Below are 19843 nucleotides of genomic sequence, written 5' to 3'. Positions count from 1 at the left end.
CTCAGGGGCTCAGGCCGGTGAGCAGCGCCGACACCGCCGACCTGGCGAAGCCGGCGGGCTCCGTCGGCAGCTCCACGAGCAGGCCGTGGTCGGCCCGCTGGTAGCACGCGCCCATCAGCAGCGCCGCGGCTCCGTCGCAGTCGGCGCCGGCGCGGATGCGTCCCGCCGCCTGCTGGGCGCGCAGGATCCCGGCCAGCACCGCGATCGGGATGTGCGGGCCCGCCTGCCGTACGGCCAGCATGGAGCGGAAGGCCGCGAGCAGCGCGGGATCGGTCAGCAGCCCGGAGGCGATCGGGGCCGCCTGCCGGTAGAACTCCACGGCCGATTCGGCGAACGCGGTGAGGGCGTCGGCCAGCGGGCGCTCGTCGAGGTCGGTGCGCAGCCGGTCGAGCGCGTGGGCCAGGCCGGGCATGACGTCGAGGATCACCGCGAGGAAGAGTTCCTCCTTGCCGGTGAAGTGCTTGTAGATCAGCGCCTCCGAGCAGCCCGCCGAGGCGGCGATGCGCTTGGTGGTGGCGCCGGAGACGCCGTGCCCGGCGATCACCTCGACGGCCGCGGTGAGGATGCGGGCGCGGGTGCTGGCTTGACGCGTGGTGGTCACTCACTCACTATAGAGGTGAGTGAGCACTTACTAACCATAGGAGGCACCGATGAGACTCACCGTCTTCGGGGCGACCGGCCAGACTGGAAAGCTGTTCGTCCGCCGTGCTCTGGCCGAGGGCCACGTGGTCACCGCCGTGGTCCGCCGGCCGCAGGCCGTCACCGAGGACCACCCGGGACTGACGGTGGTCAAGGGAGACGTCTTCGAGCCGCTGAAGATCGAGCGCGACACCGACGCCGTGGTCTTCCTGGCCGGGCCGACGGGCACCGGGCCGCACCTGGTCTACTCGCGCGGCGTGCCGAACGTGCTCCAGGCCATGGCCGACGCGGGCGTCGGCCGCCTCGTGGCGGTGAGCACCGCCACGGAGTACTGCAAGAACGACAGCCCCCTGCAGCACGCCGTCAAGTTCCTGCTCCAGCGCACGCTCCTGCGCCAGCCGTTCCAGGAGAGCACCCGGCTGACCGCGCTGCTGTCACGGTCGTCAGGCGACTGGACGCTGGTGCGCCCGCCGCGGCTGCTCGACCAGCCCGCGCGCGGCTACCGCACGGCGATGGGCGAGGGGGTGCGCAACGGGTTCAGCATCGGCCGCGAAGACCTGGCCGACGCCGTGCTGCGCGTGCTGCCGGATCCGGCCACCCACCAGCGCATCGTCGATGTGGCGTACTGACGGCGCAGATGCAACCTCCGGGCCTCCACATCCGAAAGAATGAACTAGTGGAGGGGAATGCGGTGGACGAACCCGGATACGGCATCGGCGCCGTTTCCCGGCTGCTCGGCGTGCCGGCGGCGACCCTGCGCACCTGGAACCTGCGCTACGGCATCGGCCCGAGCCGGCGCAGCGAGGGCGGGCATCGTCGATACGACCAGAACGACCTGCGGCGCCTGACCGAGATGAACCGGCTGATCAACGCCGGGCTCCCGGCGGCGGAGGCGGCTAGGGCCGCCCTGGAGCTGCGCACGGTCCCGCCACCGCCCAAGCCGTCACCGGAGCCGGCTCCGATCGCCGGCGACGTTCTCTCTTCGCCCGTGCCTACCGTCGCGATGCTCGCCAGGGCCGCGACGCGCCTCGACAGCCGGGCCCTCGACCCCGCCCTCGATGCGGCGCTGACCAGGCACGGCGTGGCGTGGACCTGGGAACACCTGGTCCGTCCCGTCTTCGCCGCGATCGTTTCCAGGCAGGTCCAGACCGGTACGGGCGTCGAGATCGAGCACCTGTTCTCCGACCGGGTGATGGCCGCCCTCCACCCCTTGATCGAGAAGCGCGGCGACTCCCGTCCGGTCCTGCTGGCCTGCGCCGAGGACGAGCAGCACAGCCTGCCGCTCTACGCGCTGGCGGCCGTGCTCGCCAGCGAGTCGGGCGTCGACACCCGCGTGCTCGGCGCCCGCACCCCGTACTCCGCCCTGGCCGACGCGATGCGCGCGGTCCGGCCGCCGGTGCTCTTCGTCTGGTCGCAGCTGGAGGCGACGGGCGACCCCGCCCCGCTGGCGGCGCTGCCGTCGCTCCGGCCGCCGTGCACGATCATCGCGGGCGGACCCGGCTGGTGGCCGGAGCAGCGCCGGGTCGTCTCGCTCGGCGAGGCGGTCGCGGCCGTCGTCGGGGCGCTCAGCGCAACACGGGCACCTTCTCACCCAGCTCGTTGACCCCCGAGAGCCTGGGCGTCTTCCCGGTGGCCCTGGTGGCCAGCCGGCCGCCCGACTCCCGGCCGTCGAGCGAGATCTCCACCACGCGCCTGCTGCCCCCGGCCACGAAGTACTTCTTGCCCGAGGGAGCCTTCCAGCTCACCCCGGCGACCACGTCGCGCCGCAACCTGCTGCAGTCCCATCCGCCGGGCCGCGAGGCGGTGACGGTGGAGGTGACCCGGCCCTTGCGGGTGCCGAGCAGGACTCCCTGCACGGAGCTGCCGCCGCCGGTGTCGGCCAGCCGCAGGCAGATCCAGCGCCCGGCGACGCCCTCGGGCAGCTCTCCGGCCCAGAACTCCCACGCCATGGCCGACTCGATCTCTCCCGCGGGCCGCTTGACGGCGCAGCCCAGCGCCTTCCAGGCGCTGAAGCCCTGGGGCAGGGAGTCGAGCTCGTGCGGGCCGTACCTGTTGATCTCGGCGGGGGGAGGCGGCTGGTAGTAGGCGTTGGCGAGCGTCATGCGGCCGAAGTCGATCATCGTGTACGGCATGCCGTGCGCGATCTCCGGTGCCCGCAGCCGCAGGACCGGCCCCTGCCAGCACCTCCCGCTCCCCGCCGGGGCCACCCGCTCGGTCACCCCGTCCCTCACCCTCAGCGCCCGCCATCGCGGCGCCGAGCCCGACAGGGAGGCGACGGAGGCCTCGCGCACCCACGGCGGCAGCAGGTAGCGGTCGTCGCTGAGCTTCAGCGGGCTGGTGCCGTCGGGCTTGGTGCGCGGGGCGGCGAAGACCTCCAGCTTGCCGCTCCCCTCGGCCGAGGTGAAGCGTGCCACCTGGCCGGGGCGGGCCAGCAGCACCACCCGGGCCTCGTCGATCTGGCCGGCGAAGACCAGCTGGACCCGGCCGGGACCCCAGGCCCGCTGCGCCCGGCGGATGAGGTCCTCGTCGCCGACCAGCGATCCGCGCGGCGCCCACGTCGTCAGGTCCAGCTCGGTCCCCGCCCGCCAGGATTCGGCGCGTGCCCGCACCACGGTGTCCTGCGCGGGCACGTTGGCGATCACCGGGCGGTCGACGTCGAGCTGCTGCACCACCACGACCGCCGTGCACGCGGTCAGCGCGGCCACGCCCAGCAGGCGCAGGCGGTGCAGCGGGCGGCCGTAGATGCGCGCGAGCGTGGGATCGACCGCGGGCCGCCGCATGGCGCGGCCTTCCAGGGTGAGCCGCCTCTCCAGCTCGCGCACCTCGCGGACGGCGGCGACGGGGTCGGTGACGCCCGCGCCCGCCAGGATCTCGACCGCCTGCCCCGAGGGGCGATTCTCGAGCATCGTCAAGGTGTAGGCGGCGCGTCCCGGGGCCGACAGGGTGTTCAGCTCCCTGGTGAACTCCAGGTCCGCGGCGCTGATCACGGCGGGCATCGCCTCGACCGGGCTGAGCCGTCCCGTCCACGGCATGAGCCTGACGCGCAGGGCCCGGCGCAGGAACACGCGGCGCAGCTCGAGCTCGTCCTGCGGTCCCATCCGCGACAGCACGGCCGCGGCCAGCCGATGCGCCCACACCAGCCGGCGGTCCTCGCCCGCCTCCGGCGGCAGGGTCAGGTAGCCGAGCCAGACCAGCTCGCGGTACGGCTGGGCCAGGATCCGGTTGCCCCTAATCGACCGGCGCATCATGCCTCGCTTTGCGTAGCCGTTTGATCGCATTTTGTGACCATGACGGTACGGCAGGCATGACGGTCGTAGGGCTGATACGAGAGAAAAGGAGATTAGTCCGATTCGAGGGGACCCCTTTTCCTGGCAGGCCCGAAGGAACTGGCAGGAAGAAAAGGGGAGAGATCATGGGAATCTGGTTCATCGTCCTGCTGGCCATCGGAACCCTGATCGTCACCGGGATGTCCGTCAGCCTCGTGAAGATCGTTCGCACCCAGCTCCGGGAGGGCGAGCTGCGGATGCGCATCCGCTGACCCAGGGGGGAGGGGGCTGCGTCAGGCGGGCACGTGGTTGCGCAGGCGCAGCTCACCGGGGTAGGGGTCGAAGTAGGTCTGCTCCTCGACGTAGACGGCCGCGTCGCCGTGCGCGTGGTGGCGCAGCAGCGTCACCGGCACACTGAGCGGCACCTGGCCCGTCCGGTAGGAGCCGATGACCGCGAGCAGGTCCGCCCGCCGTACCGGATCGAGGTCGAGCATGCCCAGGCAGTGCTGGAGCACGTTGACGTTGCGGCCGGCGGTGGCGCGGCGCGCCAGGGCGCGGCGGAACAGGTCCGCGTACTCCGTGGCGAGCTCCTCGCGCGGGCGGCTGCCCGCCTCGGCCACGACGCGGCCCGCCTCCCGGTAGAGCGCCGGATCGTGGGAGAGGATCTGCATCTTGTGCCGGGCGTGGAAGGCGACCAGGTCGCGGGGACGCCACGGCCCGGCCAGCAGGTCACGCAGCCGGGCATGGGCGAAGACCCGCTCGACGAACGACTCGCGCAGGACCGCGTCGTTGAGCCGCCCTTCGTCCTCGACCGGCAGCAGCGGATGCGAGCGCATGATCACCCCTGAGAACACGCCGGTGTTGCGCCGGTCGATCGCGGGGCCCTCCGGCCGGTAGCGCGGGATGCCGTGCACGCCGCAGCTGGGGCTCTTGGCCTTGAACACGTAGCCGTCGACGTCGAGGCCGGCGGCCCGGCGCTCGGCGAGCTCGATCATCGGCCGGGTCAGGTCGGTGCGGGTCTTGCGTGTCATCAGGCGGGTGTCGTCGCCGGTGGTCTCCAGGCGCAGCGTCTCGCGCGGCGTGCCGAGCCCGGCCTCCATCTCGGGGCAGATCGGCACCCAGTCGACGTGGTCGCCGAGCGCGCCCGACAGGAACCGGTCGCGGCTGTGGCCGCCGTTGAACCTGACCGGCTCGCCCAGCAGGCAGCTGGAGACGGCGATCCTGGGCCTGGTCATGCCGCCGCCAGGAGGGTGTGCAGCCGGTGCAGGCCGCGTGCCGTGCGGGCCTTGACGGTCCCCAGGGGCACCTGCAGGTGCTCGGCGATCTCGCGCTGGCTCAGGTCGCCGTAGTAGGCCAGCTCGATGGCCTGGCGCTGCGCGTCGGGCAGCTCGGCCAGCGCGCGGTTGAGCTCGTCGCGGTCGGCCAGGCCGTCGCCGTCGCTGACGGCGGGATCGGGCACAGCCTCCAGGGAGACGGTGGCCGGGCGCCGCGCGCGCAGGAAGTCGACGGCGCGCTTGTGCGCGATGCCCAGCAGCCAGGCCTCCAGGCTGCGCGCGGCGTCGTACCGCTCGCGTGAGCGCCACGCCTCGGTGAAGACCACCTGGGTCACGTCGTCGATGTCCTGCGGCGGCACCAGCCGGCGCAGATACGACCGGACCAGCGCGGCGTGGGTGCGGTAGCACTCGGCGAGCTGTTCCATCGGGATCGCCCCCTCATGAGATAACCTCTTCAAAACTTATTCAACCCTGAGATGGGAGCGCTCGCAACCAAGAGCGTGAAAAGCAAAAAGGGAAGGGACCGCCGAGGCGGCCCCTTCCCTTTGCGGAACGGGTCAGCGCAGTTCGCGCTTGAGGATCTTGCCGCTGGCGGTCATCGGGAACGCCTCGCGGAACTCCACCTGGCGCGGGTACTTGTAGGCCGCCATGTTCTCCTTGGCCCAGGCGATGAGCTCCTCCTCGGTGACCGAGGCGCCGGCGGCCGGGATGACGTAGGCCTTGATCTCCTCACCGTGCGAGTCGTGCGGCACGCCCACGACGGCGGCCAGCGAGACCGCCGGGTGCGTCATGAGCACCTCTTCGAGCTCGCGCGGGTAGACGTTGAAGCCGCCCCGGATGATCATGTCCTTGGCGCGGTCGATGATGGAGTAGTAGCCCTCGTCGTCGCGGGTGGCGATGTCGCCGGTGCGGAACCAGCCGTCGTTCATCACGTCGGCGGTGGCCTCGGGCCGCTTGTAGTAGCCCTTCATGATGTTGTGGCCGCGGATGGCGATCTCGCCGGGCCCCTCGCCCTCGATCGTCTGCCAGTCGGCGTCGACGAGCTTCATCTCCACGCCCCAGATCGGGAAGCCGATCGAGCCGGGCTTGGTGGGCCGCTCGAGCTGGTTGAAGCTGGCCACCGGCGAGGTCTCCGACAGGCCGTAGCCCTCCAGGATGCCGAAGCCGAAGGTCTTCTCCCAGTCCTTGAGCACCTCGACGGGGGAGGCGGCGCCGCCCGCGACGGCCACGCGCAGCTCCTTGGGAGCCTCGACGCCATCGGCGTGGATCTTGGTGAGCAGGCCCCAGTACATCGTCGGCACGCCCGCGAAGAGCGTGACGCCCTCCTTGTGCATGAGGCCGAGAGCCTCGCCCGGCTCGAAGCGCGGCATCAGCACCAGCGAGGCGCGGCGGCGGAAGCCGGCGTTGAGCATGACGGTCAGGCCGAAGATGTGGAAGAGCGGCAGCACGGTCAGGTAGACGTCGCCGCCCTCGGTGCGCGGGAACATCTCGTCGCTGACCATGGCGTTGATCAGGAGGTTCTGGTGGGTCAGCTCGGCGCCCTTGGGCTGGCCGGTGGTGCCCGAGGTGTAGATGATCACCGCGGTGTCGTCGGCGGAGGTCTGCACGGTCTCGAACTCGCCCGACATGCCGCCCAGGGCCGCCCAGAACGTCTCGCCCAGCGCCGACTCGGTGGCCAGCGGGGTGGCGGGCAGCACGATGAAGTGCTCGCAGCCCGGCACCTCCTCGAAACCGGCCTTGCCGCGCTCGCCCAGCGGCAGCTCGGGGGTGCCCTCGAAGGCGAACAGCACCTTGGCGTCGCTGTCGGAGAGGTGGTAGGCGATCTCACGCGGCTGCAGCAGCACGTTCAGCGGCACCACGGTCGCGCCCACCTTCAGCGCGCCGAAGTAGACGAAGGGGAAGTAGGGCACGTTCGGGCTCATCACCGCGACCTTGTCGCCCTTGCCCACACCGCGCGAGACCAGCAGGTTGGCGACCTGGTTGGCCACGGTGTTGACCATCGAGTACGGCAGGCGCATGTCGCCGAAGACCAGCGCGGCGCGGTCAGGGGCGTTGCGTGCGCTGTCTTCCAGGACGATCGACAGGTTGAGCATGGAGGGAGCCTTTCCGCTGGTAGTGCTTCGGAGCACATTTTCGCAGCCAGCCATACTGACCGGTAGGTAACAAAGGTCACGAAAGCGTATGGACGTCTTGCCTGTACGGGCGTATGCAAGTAGCTAGTTACCGCCTCCGGGAGGAAGTCATGGACTACGACTACGTGATCGTCGGAGCGGGCTCGGCGGGGTGCGTCCTGGCCAACAGGCTATCCGCCGATCCGGATGTCTCGGTGGCGCTGGTCGAGGCCGGCGGCCAGGACGACAAGCTGGAGATACGCATCCCGGCGGGCTTCCCCAAGCTCTTCAAGACGCCCTACGACTGGAACTTCACCACCGCCAAGCAGGCCGAGATGGAGGGCCGCGAGCTGTACTGGCCGCGCGGGCGCACCCTGGGCGGCTCCTCCTCGCTGAACGCCCAGATGTGGGTACGCGGCCACCGCCTCGACTACGACCAGTGGGACATCCCCGGCTGGGGCTACGACGAGGTCCTGCCGTACTTCCAGAAGGCCGAGCGCCGCGTCGGCAGCAACCAGGGCGGGGTCTACGGCGAAGCAGGCCCGCTCTACATCTCCGAGCAGCGCAGCCCCAACGTCATGACCGGGGCGTTCCTGCGCGCCTGCGAGGAGATGGGCTTCACGCGCCTGGCCGAGCTGAACGAACCCTCGAACGAGGGCTACTGCCAGACGCCCGTCACCCAGAACCGCGGCAGGCGCTGGAGCGCCGCCGACGCCTACCTGCGTCCCGCGCTCAAGCGGCCCAACCTGACGATCGTCACCGACACCACCGTCGAGCGCGTCGTCTTCGAGGGCACCAGGGCCGTCGGCATCGAACACGGCGGAGGCGCCCAGATCAGGGCCAGGCGCGAGGTGCTGCTGGCGGCCGGAGCCATCGGCTCGCCCCACCTCCTGCTGCGCAGCGGCGTCGGCTCCGCCGACGAACTGCGCGAGGAAGGCGTCGAGGTGCTCCTCGACCGTCCGGAGGTCGGGCGCAACCTGCAGGACCACCTGGCCAGCGGCGTCACACTCACCAGCCGCGCGCCGGTCTCGATCGCCTTCGCCGACTCCCTCGTCAACCTGCTGCGCTACATCGTGATGCGCACCGGGCCCTTCACGACCAACGTGGGCGAGGCCGTCGCGTTCATCCGCACGACGCCCGCCGAGCCCGCGCCCGACATCGAGCTGATCTTCGCGCCTGGCCCGTTCGTCAACCACGGCCTCGACAAGCCGCACTCCCACGGCATGACCGTCGGCGTCGTCCTGCTCCAGCCCGAGAGCCGCGGACGCGTCTCGCTGGCCGGGCGCGAGGCGGCGATCGACCCTGCCTACCTCAGCAGCCCCGCCGACGTGCAGCGGCTCGTCGCCGGGCTCAAGGTCGCCAAGCAGGTGATGGCCACCACGGCCATGCAGCCCTACGCCGGCGAGCCGTACGAGCCCTACTGGGGTCCCGAGAGCGACGCCGAACTCGCGCAGTGGGTGCGGGAGAAGGGCGAGACGCTCTACCACCCCGTCGGCACCTGCCGCATGGGCACCGACCCCGACGCCGTCGTCGACCCCGAGCTGAAGGTGCGCGGGCTGGAAGGGCTGCGGGTCATCGACGCCTCGATCATGCCGACCCTCAACCGCGGGCACACCCACGCGCCCGCCATCATGATCGGTGAGAAGGGCGCGGACCTGGTGAAGGGATCCTGATGCCCGACATCTCCGAGATCCCGTTCTGGGGGCTGCCGCAGCACGAGCGCATGGCGGCCTTCCGCGAGATGCGCCGGCTCGACCGGCCCGTGTTCGTGCGGGAGAACCACGTGCCCTTCATCGGGGGCGGGCCGGGCTACTACGCGCTCGTACGGCACGCGGACGTCACCGAGGCCAGCCGCAACGCCGGCATCTTCAGCAGCGAGCCGTGCTCCAACAGCATCCCCGACATGCCCAGGTGGCTGGCCGTCTACTTCGGCTCGATGATCAACATGGACGATCCGCGGCACGCCAGGCTCCGCCGCATCGTCTCGCGCGCCTTCACGCCCCGCGTCCTGTCGAAGATGGAGGAGGACCTGGCACTGGCCGCCTCCGAGATCGTCGACGAGGCGCTGCGCGCCGGACCCGGCGACTTCGTCCAGCAGGTCGCCGCCCGGCTGCCGGTGCGGGTGATCTGCGACATGATGGGCATCCCCGCCCGCTACCACGAAACCGTGCTGCGCCGCACGAACGTCATCCTCGGCAACGCCGACAAGGAGTACACCGGGATCGACCCCGACTTCAGCCGCCTCAACGTCGGCCGGGGCCTGGTGAAGCTCCTGCACGCGGGCCACTCCCTCAACCGCATGGCCGCCAGGCTCGGCGCCCAGCGCCGCAAGGAGCCCACCGGCGACCTGGTCTCGCTCCTCGTCAACGGCGAGGAATCCCTCACGCCGCAGGAGCTCGGCTCGTTCTTCATCCTGCTCGTCGTGGCCGGGAGCGAGACCACCCGCAACGCCATCGCCTACGGGCTCAAGCTCCTCACCGACCACCCGGAGCAGCGGCAACTGCTCGCCGACGACTTCGACAAGCACATCGGGCGAGCGTGCGAGGAGATCGTGCGCTACGCCACCCCGGTGATCCAGTTCCGGCGCACGCTCACCCAGGACCACGGCATCTACAAGAAGGGCGACAAGGTCCTGCTGTTCTACAACTCGGCCAACCGGGACGAGAGCGTCTTCAAGGACCCCGACGTCTTCGACATCACCCGCGACCCCAACCCGCACGTGGGATTCGGCGGCCCAGGCCCGCACTACTGCCTGGGCGCGCATTTGGCCCGCCGGGAGATGACGGTGATGTTCAGGGAACTGCTCACCCGCATGCCGGACATCCGGTCGGTGGGGGAACCGGATTTCCTGCTGTCGAACTTCATCAACGGGGTGAAGCACCTGCGCTACGAGTGGTGATCCCGGCCCGCAAGGCCACCGGCAGCAGGGCGCCGGCGAGTGACAGTCCTGCTGCCACCATCAGGGCGAGCGTGATCGACGTGCCGTACGGCAGCGCCAGCAGCGCCACCCCGAACGCCGTGCCCACCTGTTTGGCCGTGTTGACCACCCCCGTGGCCAGCCCCAGCCGGTCGGGTGGGGCGAGGAGGCCGACCTGGTTGGCCACGACGTTGCCCGCGCCCAGCCCGAGCCCCGACAGGACCAGTCCCGGCATGATCGACGTCCAGCCCGCCGGTATCGCCATCACCAGCAGCGCGACCGCGATCAGCGCCGGTCCGGTGGCGATCAGCAGCCACATCGGCCACCGGTGCAGCACCCGGCCGATCGCGATGGGCCCGATGACGGCGGCGGCGCTGAAGGTCAGGAACCGCAGCCCCGCCTCCATGGCGCTGGCGTGCAGCGGTCCCTGGACGTAGAGGGCGAGGTAGGTGGCCGCGCCGAGGAGGGCGGCCATGATGAGAAAGGTGCTGGCCGTGCCGACGGCGAAGGTGCGGGAGGCGAACAGGCGCACGGTGTCGCGGTCGAGCCAGGCGAATCCGGCCAGCGCCGCCAGCCCGATGGCCAGCAGCCACCACAGGCCGTGGATGAGCGCGGGCACGATCGCGAAGAGCCCGGCGGCGAGCAGGAGCGTGCCGAGCGGGTTGATCCGGCCGGAGCCGAGCGACTCCGGCACCCTGGCGCGCAGCGTGATGAGCACGAAGACGCCGATCGGCAGGTTGATCAGGAAGATGGCGCGCCAGTCGAACAGCGTGGTCAGCACCCCGCCCACGACCGGCCCGAGTGTCATGGCCAGGCCGGAGACGGCGCTGAAGATCCCCAGTGCCCTGCCACGTTCCGGGCCGTCGGGGTAGACGGCGCCGATGAGCGGCGTCGTGGTGCCGTACAGTGCGGAGGCCCCCAGTCCCTGCAGGCCGCGGAAGAGGTCGAGCATGAGCGCGGAGGTCGACAGCGCGCAGCCGAGCGAGGCGAGGGTGAACACCGTCACCCCGGCCGCCAGCAGTCTGCGCCTGCCGTACCTGTCGGCCAGGATGCCCGCGGGCAGCAGCGCGACCGCGAGTGTGAGGGCGTAGGCGTCGACGACCCATTGGATCTGTTCCAGGCTGGCGTCGAGATCACGCCGGATGTCGGGCAGTGCGATGGTCACTGCCGTGAGGTCCACGACCACCAGGACGATGGTCAAGCAGGATAAAGCGAGAACCCATCCCCGTCGCATAAGCCTCATTTGTAGGCGTAGGACACGCCTGATGCTAGGTTTCGGCGCTATGGAGATCAGGACAGTGCACGCGAACGGAGTGGAGTTCGCCTACCTCTCGTTAGGCGACGGACCGCTCGCGCTCTGCTTGCACGGCTTTCCGGACACCGCGCACACCTGGCGGCATCTCATGCCAGAGCTGGCCGCGCGGGGATATCGGGCGGTGGCGCCGTTCATGCGGGGCTACGCGCCGACCGAGGTGCCCGTCGGTTTCGAGGTGGGCGCGCTGGTGGCCGACGTGCACGCGCTGCACGAGGAGCTCGGGGGCGGCTCCGACGCGGTCCTGATCGGGCACGACTGGGGCGCGCTGGCCGTGTACGGCGCGGCGGACCGCTTCAGGCGCTCGGTGGCCATGGCCGCTCCGCCGCCCGCCGCCCTGGTGCCCGGATTCTTCAGCTACGCCCAGCTGAAGCGCTCCTTCTACGTCTTCCTCTTCCAGACCGGGCTCGCCGAGATCGCCGCGAGTCAGCCCGACTTCCTGCCGGGCATCTGGGCCGACTGGTCGCCCGGCTACGACGCCACGGGCGACCTGGAGTTCGTCAGGCGGAGCCTGGGTGAGCCCGCCAACCTCAAGGCCGCGCTGGAGTACTACCGCGCCAAGCTCGGCACCGAGCCGCCCACGGGCCGTTTCACGGCCGAGCAGACGGCCGCGGACGCGGGTCCCACGGCGCCGCTGCTCTACCTGCACGGCGAGCGTGACGGCTGCATGGGCGCCGAGCTGACCAAGGACATGAGCCTGCCGGAGGGTTCCCGCGTCGAGCTGGTGCCCGACGCGGGTCACTTCCTTCACCTCGAACGGCCCCGCGAGGTCAACGAGCTCGTGCTCGGCTGGATCTCGTAGATCGCCGGGTGACTGCCGGCCAGGCTGAGCGGCAGCGCCCTGACGACGCGCAGGCCGTACCTCTCGCGGAACGGCTCGTGCAGCAGCGCCACGATCCTGCCGCCTGGCGCGAGCACCCTGGCCAGCTCGCGCCACAGCCCGGCGATCATGCCCTCGCCGGTCACCTGCCGGTCCCACGGCGGGTTGACCAGCACCCGGTCGACGCCGCCGGTGGCGACCGGCAGCCGTCCGGCGTCGGCGGCCAGCCAGGTGAGCGACGGCGCGTTGGACCTGGCCGCCGCGATCGACTCCTTGCGCAGGTCCAGGCCGAGGTAGCGGGCCCGGGGCCGGAGCGCGTGCGCCTCGATGAGCAGCGTGCCGGCCCCGCAGCACGGGTCGAGCACGACGCCGCGCGGCCCGGCCACCAGCGCCATCGCCGCCGCGACCGGCGGGTGCAGCGAGCCGGGCACGGACCCGGTCTTGTACGGCCGGCGGTGCAGCGGGCGCTCGCCGAGGCGGCGCGCGATGACCGCCTCGTCGCCCTCGATCGTCACCCGCCAGGACGTGGTGCCCGGCGGCGGCCGGTGTCCTGACCGCCTGGAGTGGTAGGCGGGCGAGAGCCGCGTGCCCACGGCGTCCTCGATGTCGTAACGGTTGTAGGTGCGCCTGCCCAGGAACGAGGCGGTGACGTCGACGGCGCCGCCGCTCCTGAACGGCGCGGCGGCCTCGCCGAGGCGGGTCAGCGCCGTCTTGTGCGGTCCGACGCCGCGCACGACCGCCGCGATCTCGAACAGGTCGTCGGCGATGCGCAGCTCGGGCGGCCGGGCCGCCTCGAACCAGATCTCCCTGTGACGCACCCTGGCGATCGGGGAGCCGATCTCCGCGCACGCCAGATCTTCCAGCCCCCGGATGGTCCGGGCCAGTAGGAACACGTGTTTTCTCCCACGCTGCGACCCGGGAGGGCAGATAGCCCTCCCGCATCGCCGGCAACGGGCTCGGCCTCGGCTCGCCGGCGGTCGCCTAGCGTCGGAAGAAGAACGTCATGGGGTCCACGGTAACGACGCCGTCCACCGGTTTTCGCTCGCCCTTTTCGTAAGTCTGGACTTACGGGGGCCGTTCTAGAATCCTGTTCGTATGAGCGTGATCGACTTCGATCTCTCCGCCGCGGAGTTCTGGGCGCTGCCCATGGACGACAGGGAAGAAGCCTTCCGCCGCCTGCGCGAGCTGGACAAACCCGCATTCTTCGAGGAGATGGAGATCTCCTTCGCCCCGCGCGGGCCCGGCTACCACGCCCTGGTACGGCACGCGGACATCCTGGAAGCCAGCCGCCATCCCGAGCTGTTCTGCTCGGGCGACGGCGGCGCGACCAACATCCCCGACATGCCGGCGGAGTTCACCGAGTACTTCGGCTCCATGATCAACATGGACGACCCCCGCCACGCCCGGCTGCGCCGCATCGTCTCCCGGGCCTTCACCCCGCGCATGATCAAGCAGTTCGAGGACGACGTGGCCCTGGCCGCCACCCGCATCGTCGACGACCTGATCGCCGCGGGACCCGGGGTCGACTTCGTCACCCAGGTCGCCGCCCGGCTGCCCCTGAAGATCATCTGCGACATGATGGGCATCCCCGAGCAGCACTACGGCTTCATCTTCGAGCGCTCCAACATCATCCTCGGCGGCTTCGACCCGGAGTACACCGACCTCGACAACGTCGCGGCCAACCTGCTCAACGCCGGCCTGGAGCTGCAGCAACTCGTCCAGGAACTCGCCGCCGACCCGCCGCCCGGCCTCATCGCCTCGCTCACCAGCGCCAACATCGACGGCGAGCAGCTCACCCCGCAGGAGCTCGGGTCGTTCTTCATCCTGCTCGTCGTCGCCGGCAACGAGACCACCCGCAACGCCATCTCGTACGGCCTGCGCCTGCTCACGCGATACCCCGAACAGCGCGCGCTGCTCCTGACGGACCTCGACCGCTACCTGCCGGGCGCCGTCGAGGAGATCGTCCGCCTGGCCGCCCCGGTCAACTACATGCGCCGCAAGGTCACCCGCGACTGCGAGATGAACGGCAACCTGTACCGGGCGGGGGAGAAGGTGGTGCTCTTCTACTGGTCGGCCAACCGCGACGAGAGCGTCTTCGCCGACTCCCTGGCGTTCGACATCACCCGCGACCCCAACCCCCACGTCGGGTTCGGGGGCCCGGGGCCGCACTTCTGCCTGGGGGCCCACCTGGCCCGCAGGGAGATCACCGTCATGTTCCGCGAGCTGCTGACCCGGCTGCCGCAGATCGAGGGCGGCAAGCCGGACCGGCTGCATTCCAGCTTCATCAACGGCATCAAGCACATGGAGTGCACGTTCTGACCGGGTGCGGTCAGCCGGCCGCCGTGAGCTTGATGTTGTTGTAGATACGGTTGATGTCGGGCATCAGCGTCTCAGCGTCGCCCGGCACGGCCATGTAGACGATCGAGGGCAGGTCGCCGCCGGCCGGAATGGCCGCGGCGACGATCGTCGCCTTGAACTCGCCCGCGGTGAGCTCGTAGCCGATCAGCTGGCCGCCCACCCTCAGCTTCTGCCTGGCGATGGTGCGCACCGTGTTCGGCTGCGGGAAGAAGCGCTTGCGGGCGTCGAGGACGACCCGCTTGATCACCGGCTCCAGGTCGTCGGGAGCGGTGTAGGCGGCCGACAGCTTGGCGGGCAGGAGACCGGTCAGGATCTGCGCGAAGACCGGTTTGCCGGTCGCGTCGTTGCCCGTCTGGACGTACTGCCTCGTCGTGTAGCCGTACGTCGAGGGCACCACGGCGCGCTGGTCGAGCAGCCACTTGCCGCCCAGCTGCGGCACGGTCAGGCCGGCGGCGGCGTCGGTCACCACGCCGAGCACCGGGGACTTCGCGCCCGGATACGTCGGCAGGCGCGGCGTCGTGGTGTTGCCCTTGCCCGCCGCGGGGGCGCTCTTCGACGGCTTGGGCGTGTTGGCCGCCACCGCCGCCGACGGCGTCTCGCTCGCCAGCGGGCCTGCGAGGAAGGCCCACAGCAGGGCGGCGACCAGGCCGACGGCGACCGAACCCGACAGGGCGTAGATCCAGATCGGCTTGCCGGGCTCGTCGTCGAGCGACTCGTGGTAGTCCTCGCCGCCGGCGAAGACGGCGTCCCACAACTCCTGCTGCCGCTCGGGCGGAGGGGTGCGGGAGCCGCTGATCTGGCCCGCGGTGACGAACGGCTTGTCGGGGTCGGACGGGTCCCTGCCCAGGTCCGAGCCCGGCCGCGCGTGGTCGGGGACCGGCGTCGGGAGGTGGCCGTGGGTGACGGTCTGCTCCATGGGGCCGCCGGCCGGGGCCTGGAGCTGGCCCAGGGGGCCGCTCTGGGTGATCGTGCGCTCCAGCGGGTCGCCTTGCGGGGGGCTCTGGTGGTACGGCGGAGCCGCGACGCCGTGCTGGTCGAGCGAGGAGGCGGCGACCGTGCGCTCGGGGTCCTGGTGGAGCGGGGCGGCGTCGTGCTGGGGCGTCCAGGGGGTCGACGGGTTCGGGGCCTGGGGCGGCCACTGGGCGTCGTGCTGGGGGAGGCGGGCCGCCTGGGGCGCGTCGCCCTGCCAGGGCGGGGACTGCACGTCACCACCCTGGGGCGGCCAGGGGGCCTGGGTGTCGCCCTGAGGCGGCCAAGGGGTCTGGGCGTCGCGGGTGTTGCTCTGAGGCGGCCATGGGGCCTGGGCGTCGCCTTGGGGCGGCCACGGGGCGGACTGGGCGTCTCCCTGCGGCGGCCAAGGGGTCTGGGCGTCGCCCTGCGGCGGCCACGGTGTGGACGGGGCGTCCTTGCGGGGCCACGGCGCGGGCGTGGACAGGTTCGCCCACGCGGCCTCGGCGTTGTCGGCGGGCCGGGGCGGCTCCGCCCAGGCGGGCACCGGGTCCTGCTTGGGCGGGTCGGCGGGCGGCCACGAGCCGGGCGCCGAGGGAGCGGACGCCCACGGAGCGCCCTGATCGGGAGAGGGCGTGGGCGACGGCGAGGCCGCACCGGTGGCCCACGGAGCAGCCTGGTCACCCGGAGCGGCCGCCCACGGCGCGCCCTGGTCGGCCGGAGCCGAGGCCCACGGCGCCTGCTGGTCGGCCCCCGCGGGCGGCGAGCCACCGAAGGCCGGGCCGTCCAGGGCCGAGCCTCCCGGAGCCGAGGCCCAGGGGGCGGCGGCGTCCGGCGCCGAGTTCCACGGAGCGTCGGCAGCCGGAGCGGGGGTCCACGAGGCGTCGGCAGCCGGAGCGGGGGTCCACGGGGCGGGCTGGTCGACCGCCGGGGTCGTCGTCCACGACCCTCCCGGCTGCTCGCCCGCGCCCGGCGTCGACGACCACACGGTCGGGTCCTGGCGCGAGACCTCGGGCCAGGACAGCGGCACCGCGTCCTGCTGCATGGTCATCTCCGCCCACGACTCCTGGCCGCCGGCCGGGTCGGGCTCCTGTCTGCCGCCTCGCGGGCCGGAGGTGCGTGAGGGCACCTCGGGCCACGAAAGGGGCACATCCTGAGGGGGGAGTTCCGGCCAGGCCGGTGGGAGGTGGCCCCCGTCGGATTTGTCCACCGCCATCGCTGCCGTACCTCCCGAGTATTCGTCCGGCAATGCCGCGTTGGTCATGATCTCATGCGAAACCCCGGCATCCGCGGCAAAACGGGGGAAAATATCGTGAACCCGCAGGCCAGAGGGGTCGGTTGGCGGATCCTGCAGGGGCAGGTCGGCCTCCGACGCTCCGGGGTCATACGGCTGGGTCACGGCGACGAGAGTAATCTAAAGGGACAGAAGAGGTCACAACGGATACATCACCATCAGGTCTCACGGAACCCGATGACCCCATTGTGCCGGTCGCTCTCGATCGAGTTCCGGTATTCACTGGAAGAGGTGCGCTAGGCTTGATGTATGCGCACCGCGACCCTGCTTCTTAGTGGGCCGCGACGGCCTTAGGAAGTCCTCCGCCGTCGCGGCTGCCCCTCGTTGCTCCAACGGGGGGTTTTCTTGTGGGGACACCCAGGGCACCAGTCAACCGAAGGAATAGACCGCCGTGAGTGAGTACGACCCGCAGGCACTGCAGGAAAAGTGGCTGCCCATCTGGGAGCAGACGGACCCCTTCCGCGCCGAGGAGGGCGAGTCCGACCCGCGCGAGCGCCGCTACATGCTGGACATGTTCCCCTACCCGTCGGGCGACCTCCACATGGGTCACGGCGAGGTCTTCGCGCTGGGAGACGTGGTCGCCCGCTACTGGTTCCAGAAGGGCTACAACGTCCTGCACCCGATCGGGTGGGACTCCTTCGGCCTGCCCGCCGAGAACGCCGCGATCAAGCGCAACGCCCACCCGGGCGAGTGGACCTACGCCAACATCGAGACGCAGGCCCACTCCTTCAAGCGCTACGCCGTCGCCTTCGACTGGTCGCGCCGCCTGCACACCAGCGACGCCGACTACTTCAAGTGGAACCAGTGGCTGTTCGTCCGCTTCTTCGAGCGCGGCCTGGCCTACCGCAAGGGCGGCCTGGTCAACTGGTGCCCCAACGACCAGACGGTGCTGGCCAACGAGCAGGTCGTCGCGGGCAGGTGCGAGCGGTGCGGCGCCGACGTCGTGCGCCGCGAGCTGACCCAGTGGTACTTCAAGATCACTGACTACGCCCAGCGCCTGCTGGACGACATGGCGCAGCTGGAGGGCGGCTGGCCCGAGCGCGTGCTGACGATGCAGCGCAACTGGATCGGCCGCTCCGAGGGCGCCGACGTGCAGTTCGTCATCGACGGCCGCGACGAGCCGGTGACGGTCTTCACCACCCGCCCCGACACCCTGTTCGGCGCGACCTTCTTCGTCGTCGCCGTCGACGCCGCCCTGGCCGACGAGATCTGCGACCCCTCCCAGCGCGAGGCCTTCGAGACCTACCGGCGCGAGGCCGCCAAGCTGAGCGACATCGAGCGCCTGGCGACCGACAAGGAGAAGACCGGCGTCTTCCTGGGCCGCTACGCGATCAACCCGGTCAACGGCGAGCGCATCCCGGTCTGGGCCGCCGACTACGTGCTGGCCGACTACGGCCACGGCGCGATCATGGCGGTGCCCGCCCACGACCAGCGTGACCTGGACTTCGCACTGAAGTTCGGCCTGCCGGTGAAGACCGTCGTGCACACCGGCCTGGCCGACCCGGGCGAGACCGGAGTCGCCACCCCCGGCGAGGGCCAGCTGGTCAACTCCGGCCCCCTGGACGGCCTGACCAAGATCGAGGCCATCAGCAGGATCATCGAGATCCTGGAGACCGACGGCCGCGGCACCGGCACCGTCAACTTCCGCCTGCGCGACTGGCTGCTGTCGCGCCAGCGGTTCTGGGGCACCCCGATCCCGATCATCCACTGCGCCGACTGCGGCGAGGTCCCGGTCCCCGACGACCAGCTGCCCGTCACCCTGCCCGACCTGCGCGGCGAGGCGCTGGCGCCGAAGGGCGTCTCCCCGCTGGCCAGCGCGACCGACTGGGTCAACGTCGAGTGCCCGAAGTGCGGCGGCGCCGCCCAGCGCGACACCGACACGATGGACACCTTCGTCGACTCCTCGTGGTACTTCCTGCGCTACTGCTCGCCCGGCTACAACGACGGCCCGTTCGACGTCGAGCAGGTCCGCAAGTGGGGCCCGATCGACCAGTACGTCGGCGGCGTCGAGCACGCCGTGCTGCACCTGATGTACTCCCGCTTCTTCACCAAGGTCCTGCACGACATGGGCATGGTCGACTTCGTCGAGCCGTTCGAGCGGCTGATGAACCAGGGCCAGGTCATCAACCAGGGCAAGGCCATGTCGAAGTCGCTGGGCAACGGCGTCGACCTGGGCCAGCAGATCGACGCGTTCGGCGTCGACGCCGTCCGCCTGACCATGGTGTTCGCCGGCCCGCCCGAGGACGACATCGACTGGGCCGACGTCTCGCCGCACGCCTCGCAGAAGTACCTGGCCCGTGCCTTCCGCGTCTTCACCGACGTCACCAGCGAGCCCGGTGTCTCCTTCGCCGAGGGTGACCTGGAGCTGCGGCGCGTCACGCACCGCACGATCGACGAGGTCACCAAGCTGGTCGAGGCGCACAAGTTCAACGTCGCCGTGGCCCGCATGATGGAGCTGACCAGCGCCGCCCGCAAGGCCATCGACGCGGGCAAGAGCGCCGACCCGGCCGTGCGCGAGGCCGCCGAGACGCTGGCGATCATGCTGTCGCTGGCTGCGCCGTACACCGCCGAGGAGGGCTGGGAGCGGCTGGGCCGCACCGGCTCCGTCGCCATCGGCAACTGGCCCGCCGCCGACCCCGCGCTGCTGGTGCAGGATTCGGTGACGTGCGTGGTCCAGGTCGCGGGCAAGGTCCGCGACCGCCTGGAGGTCTCGCCCGAGATCTCCGAGGGCGACCTGCTGGCGCTGGCGATGGACTCCGAGCGGGTCAAGCCGTTCCTGAACGGCGAGCCGCGCAAGGTCATCGTGCGCGCGCCGAAGCTGGTCAACATCGTTCCCTGAGGTTCTCAGGGGTACGGCACGGCGGTCCGGGTCACCGGGCCGCCGTTCCGCATTAGGGTGCGTTT

The 19843-nt window shown here is 71.0% G+C and carries 16 protein-coding genes; 8 read left to right on the top strand and 8 right to left on the bottom strand.

Annotated elements, in window-relative coordinates:
* Window position 1: 1 nt before the first annotated feature.
* Window positions 2–601: a TetR/AcrR family transcriptional regulator gene (locus ACIBH1_RS33495; protein ID WP_397317995.1), complete on the bottom strand. Its 600-nt coding sequence runs from the start codon at window positions 599–601 to the stop codon at window positions 2–4.
* 49 nt (window positions 602–650) lie between these two features.
* On the opposite strand from ACIBH1_RS33495, the gene ACIBH1_RS33490 reads away from it, so the two are divergent.
* Complete coding sequence (locus tag ACIBH1_RS33490; protein ID WP_397317994.1) at window positions 651–1268, top strand: NAD(P)-dependent oxidoreductase; 618 nt, start codon at window positions 651–653, stop codon at window positions 1266–1268.
* Between the two features lie 62 nt (window positions 1269–1330).
* Window positions 1331–2242, top strand: a complete 912-nt coding sequence (locus tag ACIBH1_RS33485) for a MerR family transcriptional regulator (protein ID WP_397317993.1) — start codon at window positions 1331–1333, stop codon at window positions 2240–2242.
* Here the strand turns inward: ACIBH1_RS33485 and ACIBH1_RS33480 are convergent.
* Complete coding sequence (locus ACIBH1_RS33480; RefSeq protein WP_397317992.1) at window positions 2205–3884, bottom strand: hypothetical protein; 1680 nt, start codon at window positions 3882–3884, stop codon at window positions 2205–2207. The two genes, ACIBH1_RS33485 and ACIBH1_RS33480, sit on opposite strands and share 38 nt — an antisense overlap.
* 167 nt (window positions 3885–4051) lie before the next feature.
* On the opposite strand from ACIBH1_RS33480, the gene ACIBH1_RS33475 reads away from it, so the two are divergent.
* Window positions 4052–4177, top strand: coding sequence for a hypothetical protein (locus tag ACIBH1_RS33475; RefSeq protein ID WP_397317991.1), 126 nt, complete (start codon window positions 4052–4054; stop codon window positions 4175–4177).
* A gap of 21 nt (window positions 4178–4198) precedes the next feature.
* On the opposite strand, the gene ACIBH1_RS33470 is transcribed toward ACIBH1_RS33475, so the two are convergent.
* The 3 genes from ACIBH1_RS33470 to ACIBH1_RS33460 all read right to left on the bottom strand — a co-directional run bounded on the left by ACIBH1_RS33470 (window position 4199) and on the right by ACIBH1_RS33460 (window position 7272).
* The gene (locus ACIBH1_RS33470) at window positions 4199–5140 is read right to left on the bottom strand and encodes a YbgA family protein (protein WP_397317990.1); all 942 of its coding nucleotides are present in this window, start codon (window positions 5138–5140) and stop codon (window positions 4199–4201) included.
* Window positions 5137–5604 carry an RNA polymerase sigma factor gene (locus ACIBH1_RS33465; RefSeq protein ID WP_397317989.1) on the bottom strand — a complete coding sequence of 156 codons (468 nt, stop codon included), beginning with the start codon at window positions 5602–5604 and terminating at the stop codon, window positions 5137–5139. Before ACIBH1_RS33465 ends, ACIBH1_RS33470 begins: the two co-directional genes overlap by 4 nt.
* A 132-nt stretch (window positions 5605–5736) precedes the next feature.
* Window positions 5737–7272, bottom strand: a complete 1536-nt coding sequence (locus ACIBH1_RS33460) for a long-chain fatty acid--CoA ligase (RefSeq protein WP_397317988.1) — start codon at window positions 7270–7272, stop codon at window positions 5737–5739.
* A gap of 149 nt (window positions 7273–7421) precedes the next feature.
* Between ACIBH1_RS33460 and ACIBH1_RS33455 the strand changes: the two genes are divergently transcribed.
* Together ACIBH1_RS33455 and ACIBH1_RS33450 are read left to right on the top strand one after the other, a co-directional pair.
* Window positions 7422–8963 (top strand): GMC family oxidoreductase, encoded by a 1542-nt coding sequence (locus tag ACIBH1_RS33455; protein WP_397317987.1) that lies wholly within the window; start codon window positions 7422–7424, stop codon window positions 8961–8963.
* Window positions 8963–10189: a cytochrome P450 gene (locus ACIBH1_RS33450; RefSeq protein ID WP_397317986.1), complete on the top strand. Its 1227-nt coding sequence runs from the start codon at window positions 8963–8965 to the stop codon at window positions 10187–10189. The genes ACIBH1_RS33455 and ACIBH1_RS33450 overlap by 1 nt, the downstream gene beginning before the upstream one ends.
* On the opposite strand, the gene ACIBH1_RS33445 is transcribed toward ACIBH1_RS33450, so the two are convergent.
* Window positions 10155–11408: an MFS transporter gene (locus ACIBH1_RS33445; protein WP_397317985.1), complete on the bottom strand. Its 1254-nt coding sequence runs from the start codon at window positions 11406–11408 to the stop codon at window positions 10155–10157. The two genes, ACIBH1_RS33450 and ACIBH1_RS33445, sit on opposite strands and share 35 nt — an antisense overlap.
* An 82-nt stretch (window positions 11409–11490) precedes the next feature.
* On the opposite strand from ACIBH1_RS33445, the gene ACIBH1_RS33440 reads away from it, so the two are divergent.
* On the top strand, window positions 11491–12321 hold the full coding sequence (locus ACIBH1_RS33440; protein ID WP_397317984.1) for an alpha/beta fold hydrolase: 831 nt from the start codon (window positions 11491–11493) through the stop codon (window positions 12319–12321).
* Here ACIBH1_RS33440 and ACIBH1_RS33435 read toward each other — a convergent pair.
* The gene (locus ACIBH1_RS33435; protein WP_397317983.1) at window positions 12267–13232 is read right to left on the bottom strand and encodes a TRM11 family SAM-dependent methyltransferase; all 966 of its coding nucleotides are present in this window, start codon (window positions 13230–13232) and stop codon (window positions 12267–12269) included. The genes ACIBH1_RS33440 and ACIBH1_RS33435 overlap by 55 nt on opposite strands.
* A 202-nt stretch (window positions 13233–13434) precedes the next feature.
* Here ACIBH1_RS33435 and ACIBH1_RS33430 point away from each other — a divergent pair, with 202 nt between their 5' ends.
* Complete coding sequence (locus tag ACIBH1_RS33430) at window positions 13435–14658, top strand: cytochrome P450 (RefSeq protein WP_397317982.1); 1224 nt, start codon at window positions 13435–13437, stop codon at window positions 14656–14658.
* 10 nt (window positions 14659–14668) lie between these two features.
* Here the strand turns inward: ACIBH1_RS33430 and ACIBH1_RS33425 are convergent, their stop codons facing one another.
* Window positions 14669–16774 carry a hypothetical protein gene (locus ACIBH1_RS33425; RefSeq protein WP_397317981.1) on the bottom strand — a complete coding sequence of 702 codons (2106 nt, stop codon included), beginning with the start codon at window positions 16772–16774 and terminating at the stop codon, window positions 14669–14671.
* A gap of 556 nt (window positions 16775–17330) precedes the next feature.
* Between ACIBH1_RS33425 and leuS the strand changes: the two genes are divergently transcribed.
* Window positions 17331–19778: a leucine--tRNA ligase gene (gene leuS / locus ACIBH1_RS33420; RefSeq protein WP_397317980.1), complete on the top strand. Its 2448-nt coding sequence runs from the start codon at window positions 17331–17333 to the stop codon at window positions 19776–19778.
* The last annotated feature ends 65 nt before the right edge of the window (window positions 19779–19843 follow it).

It is taken from the genome of Nonomuraea sp. NPDC050663, assembly GCF_044456985.1.
GTDB lineage: Bacteria > Actinomycetota > Actinomycetes > Streptosporangiales > Streptosporangiaceae > Nonomuraea.
This window is presented reverse-complemented; position numbering and strand designations above follow the sequence as displayed.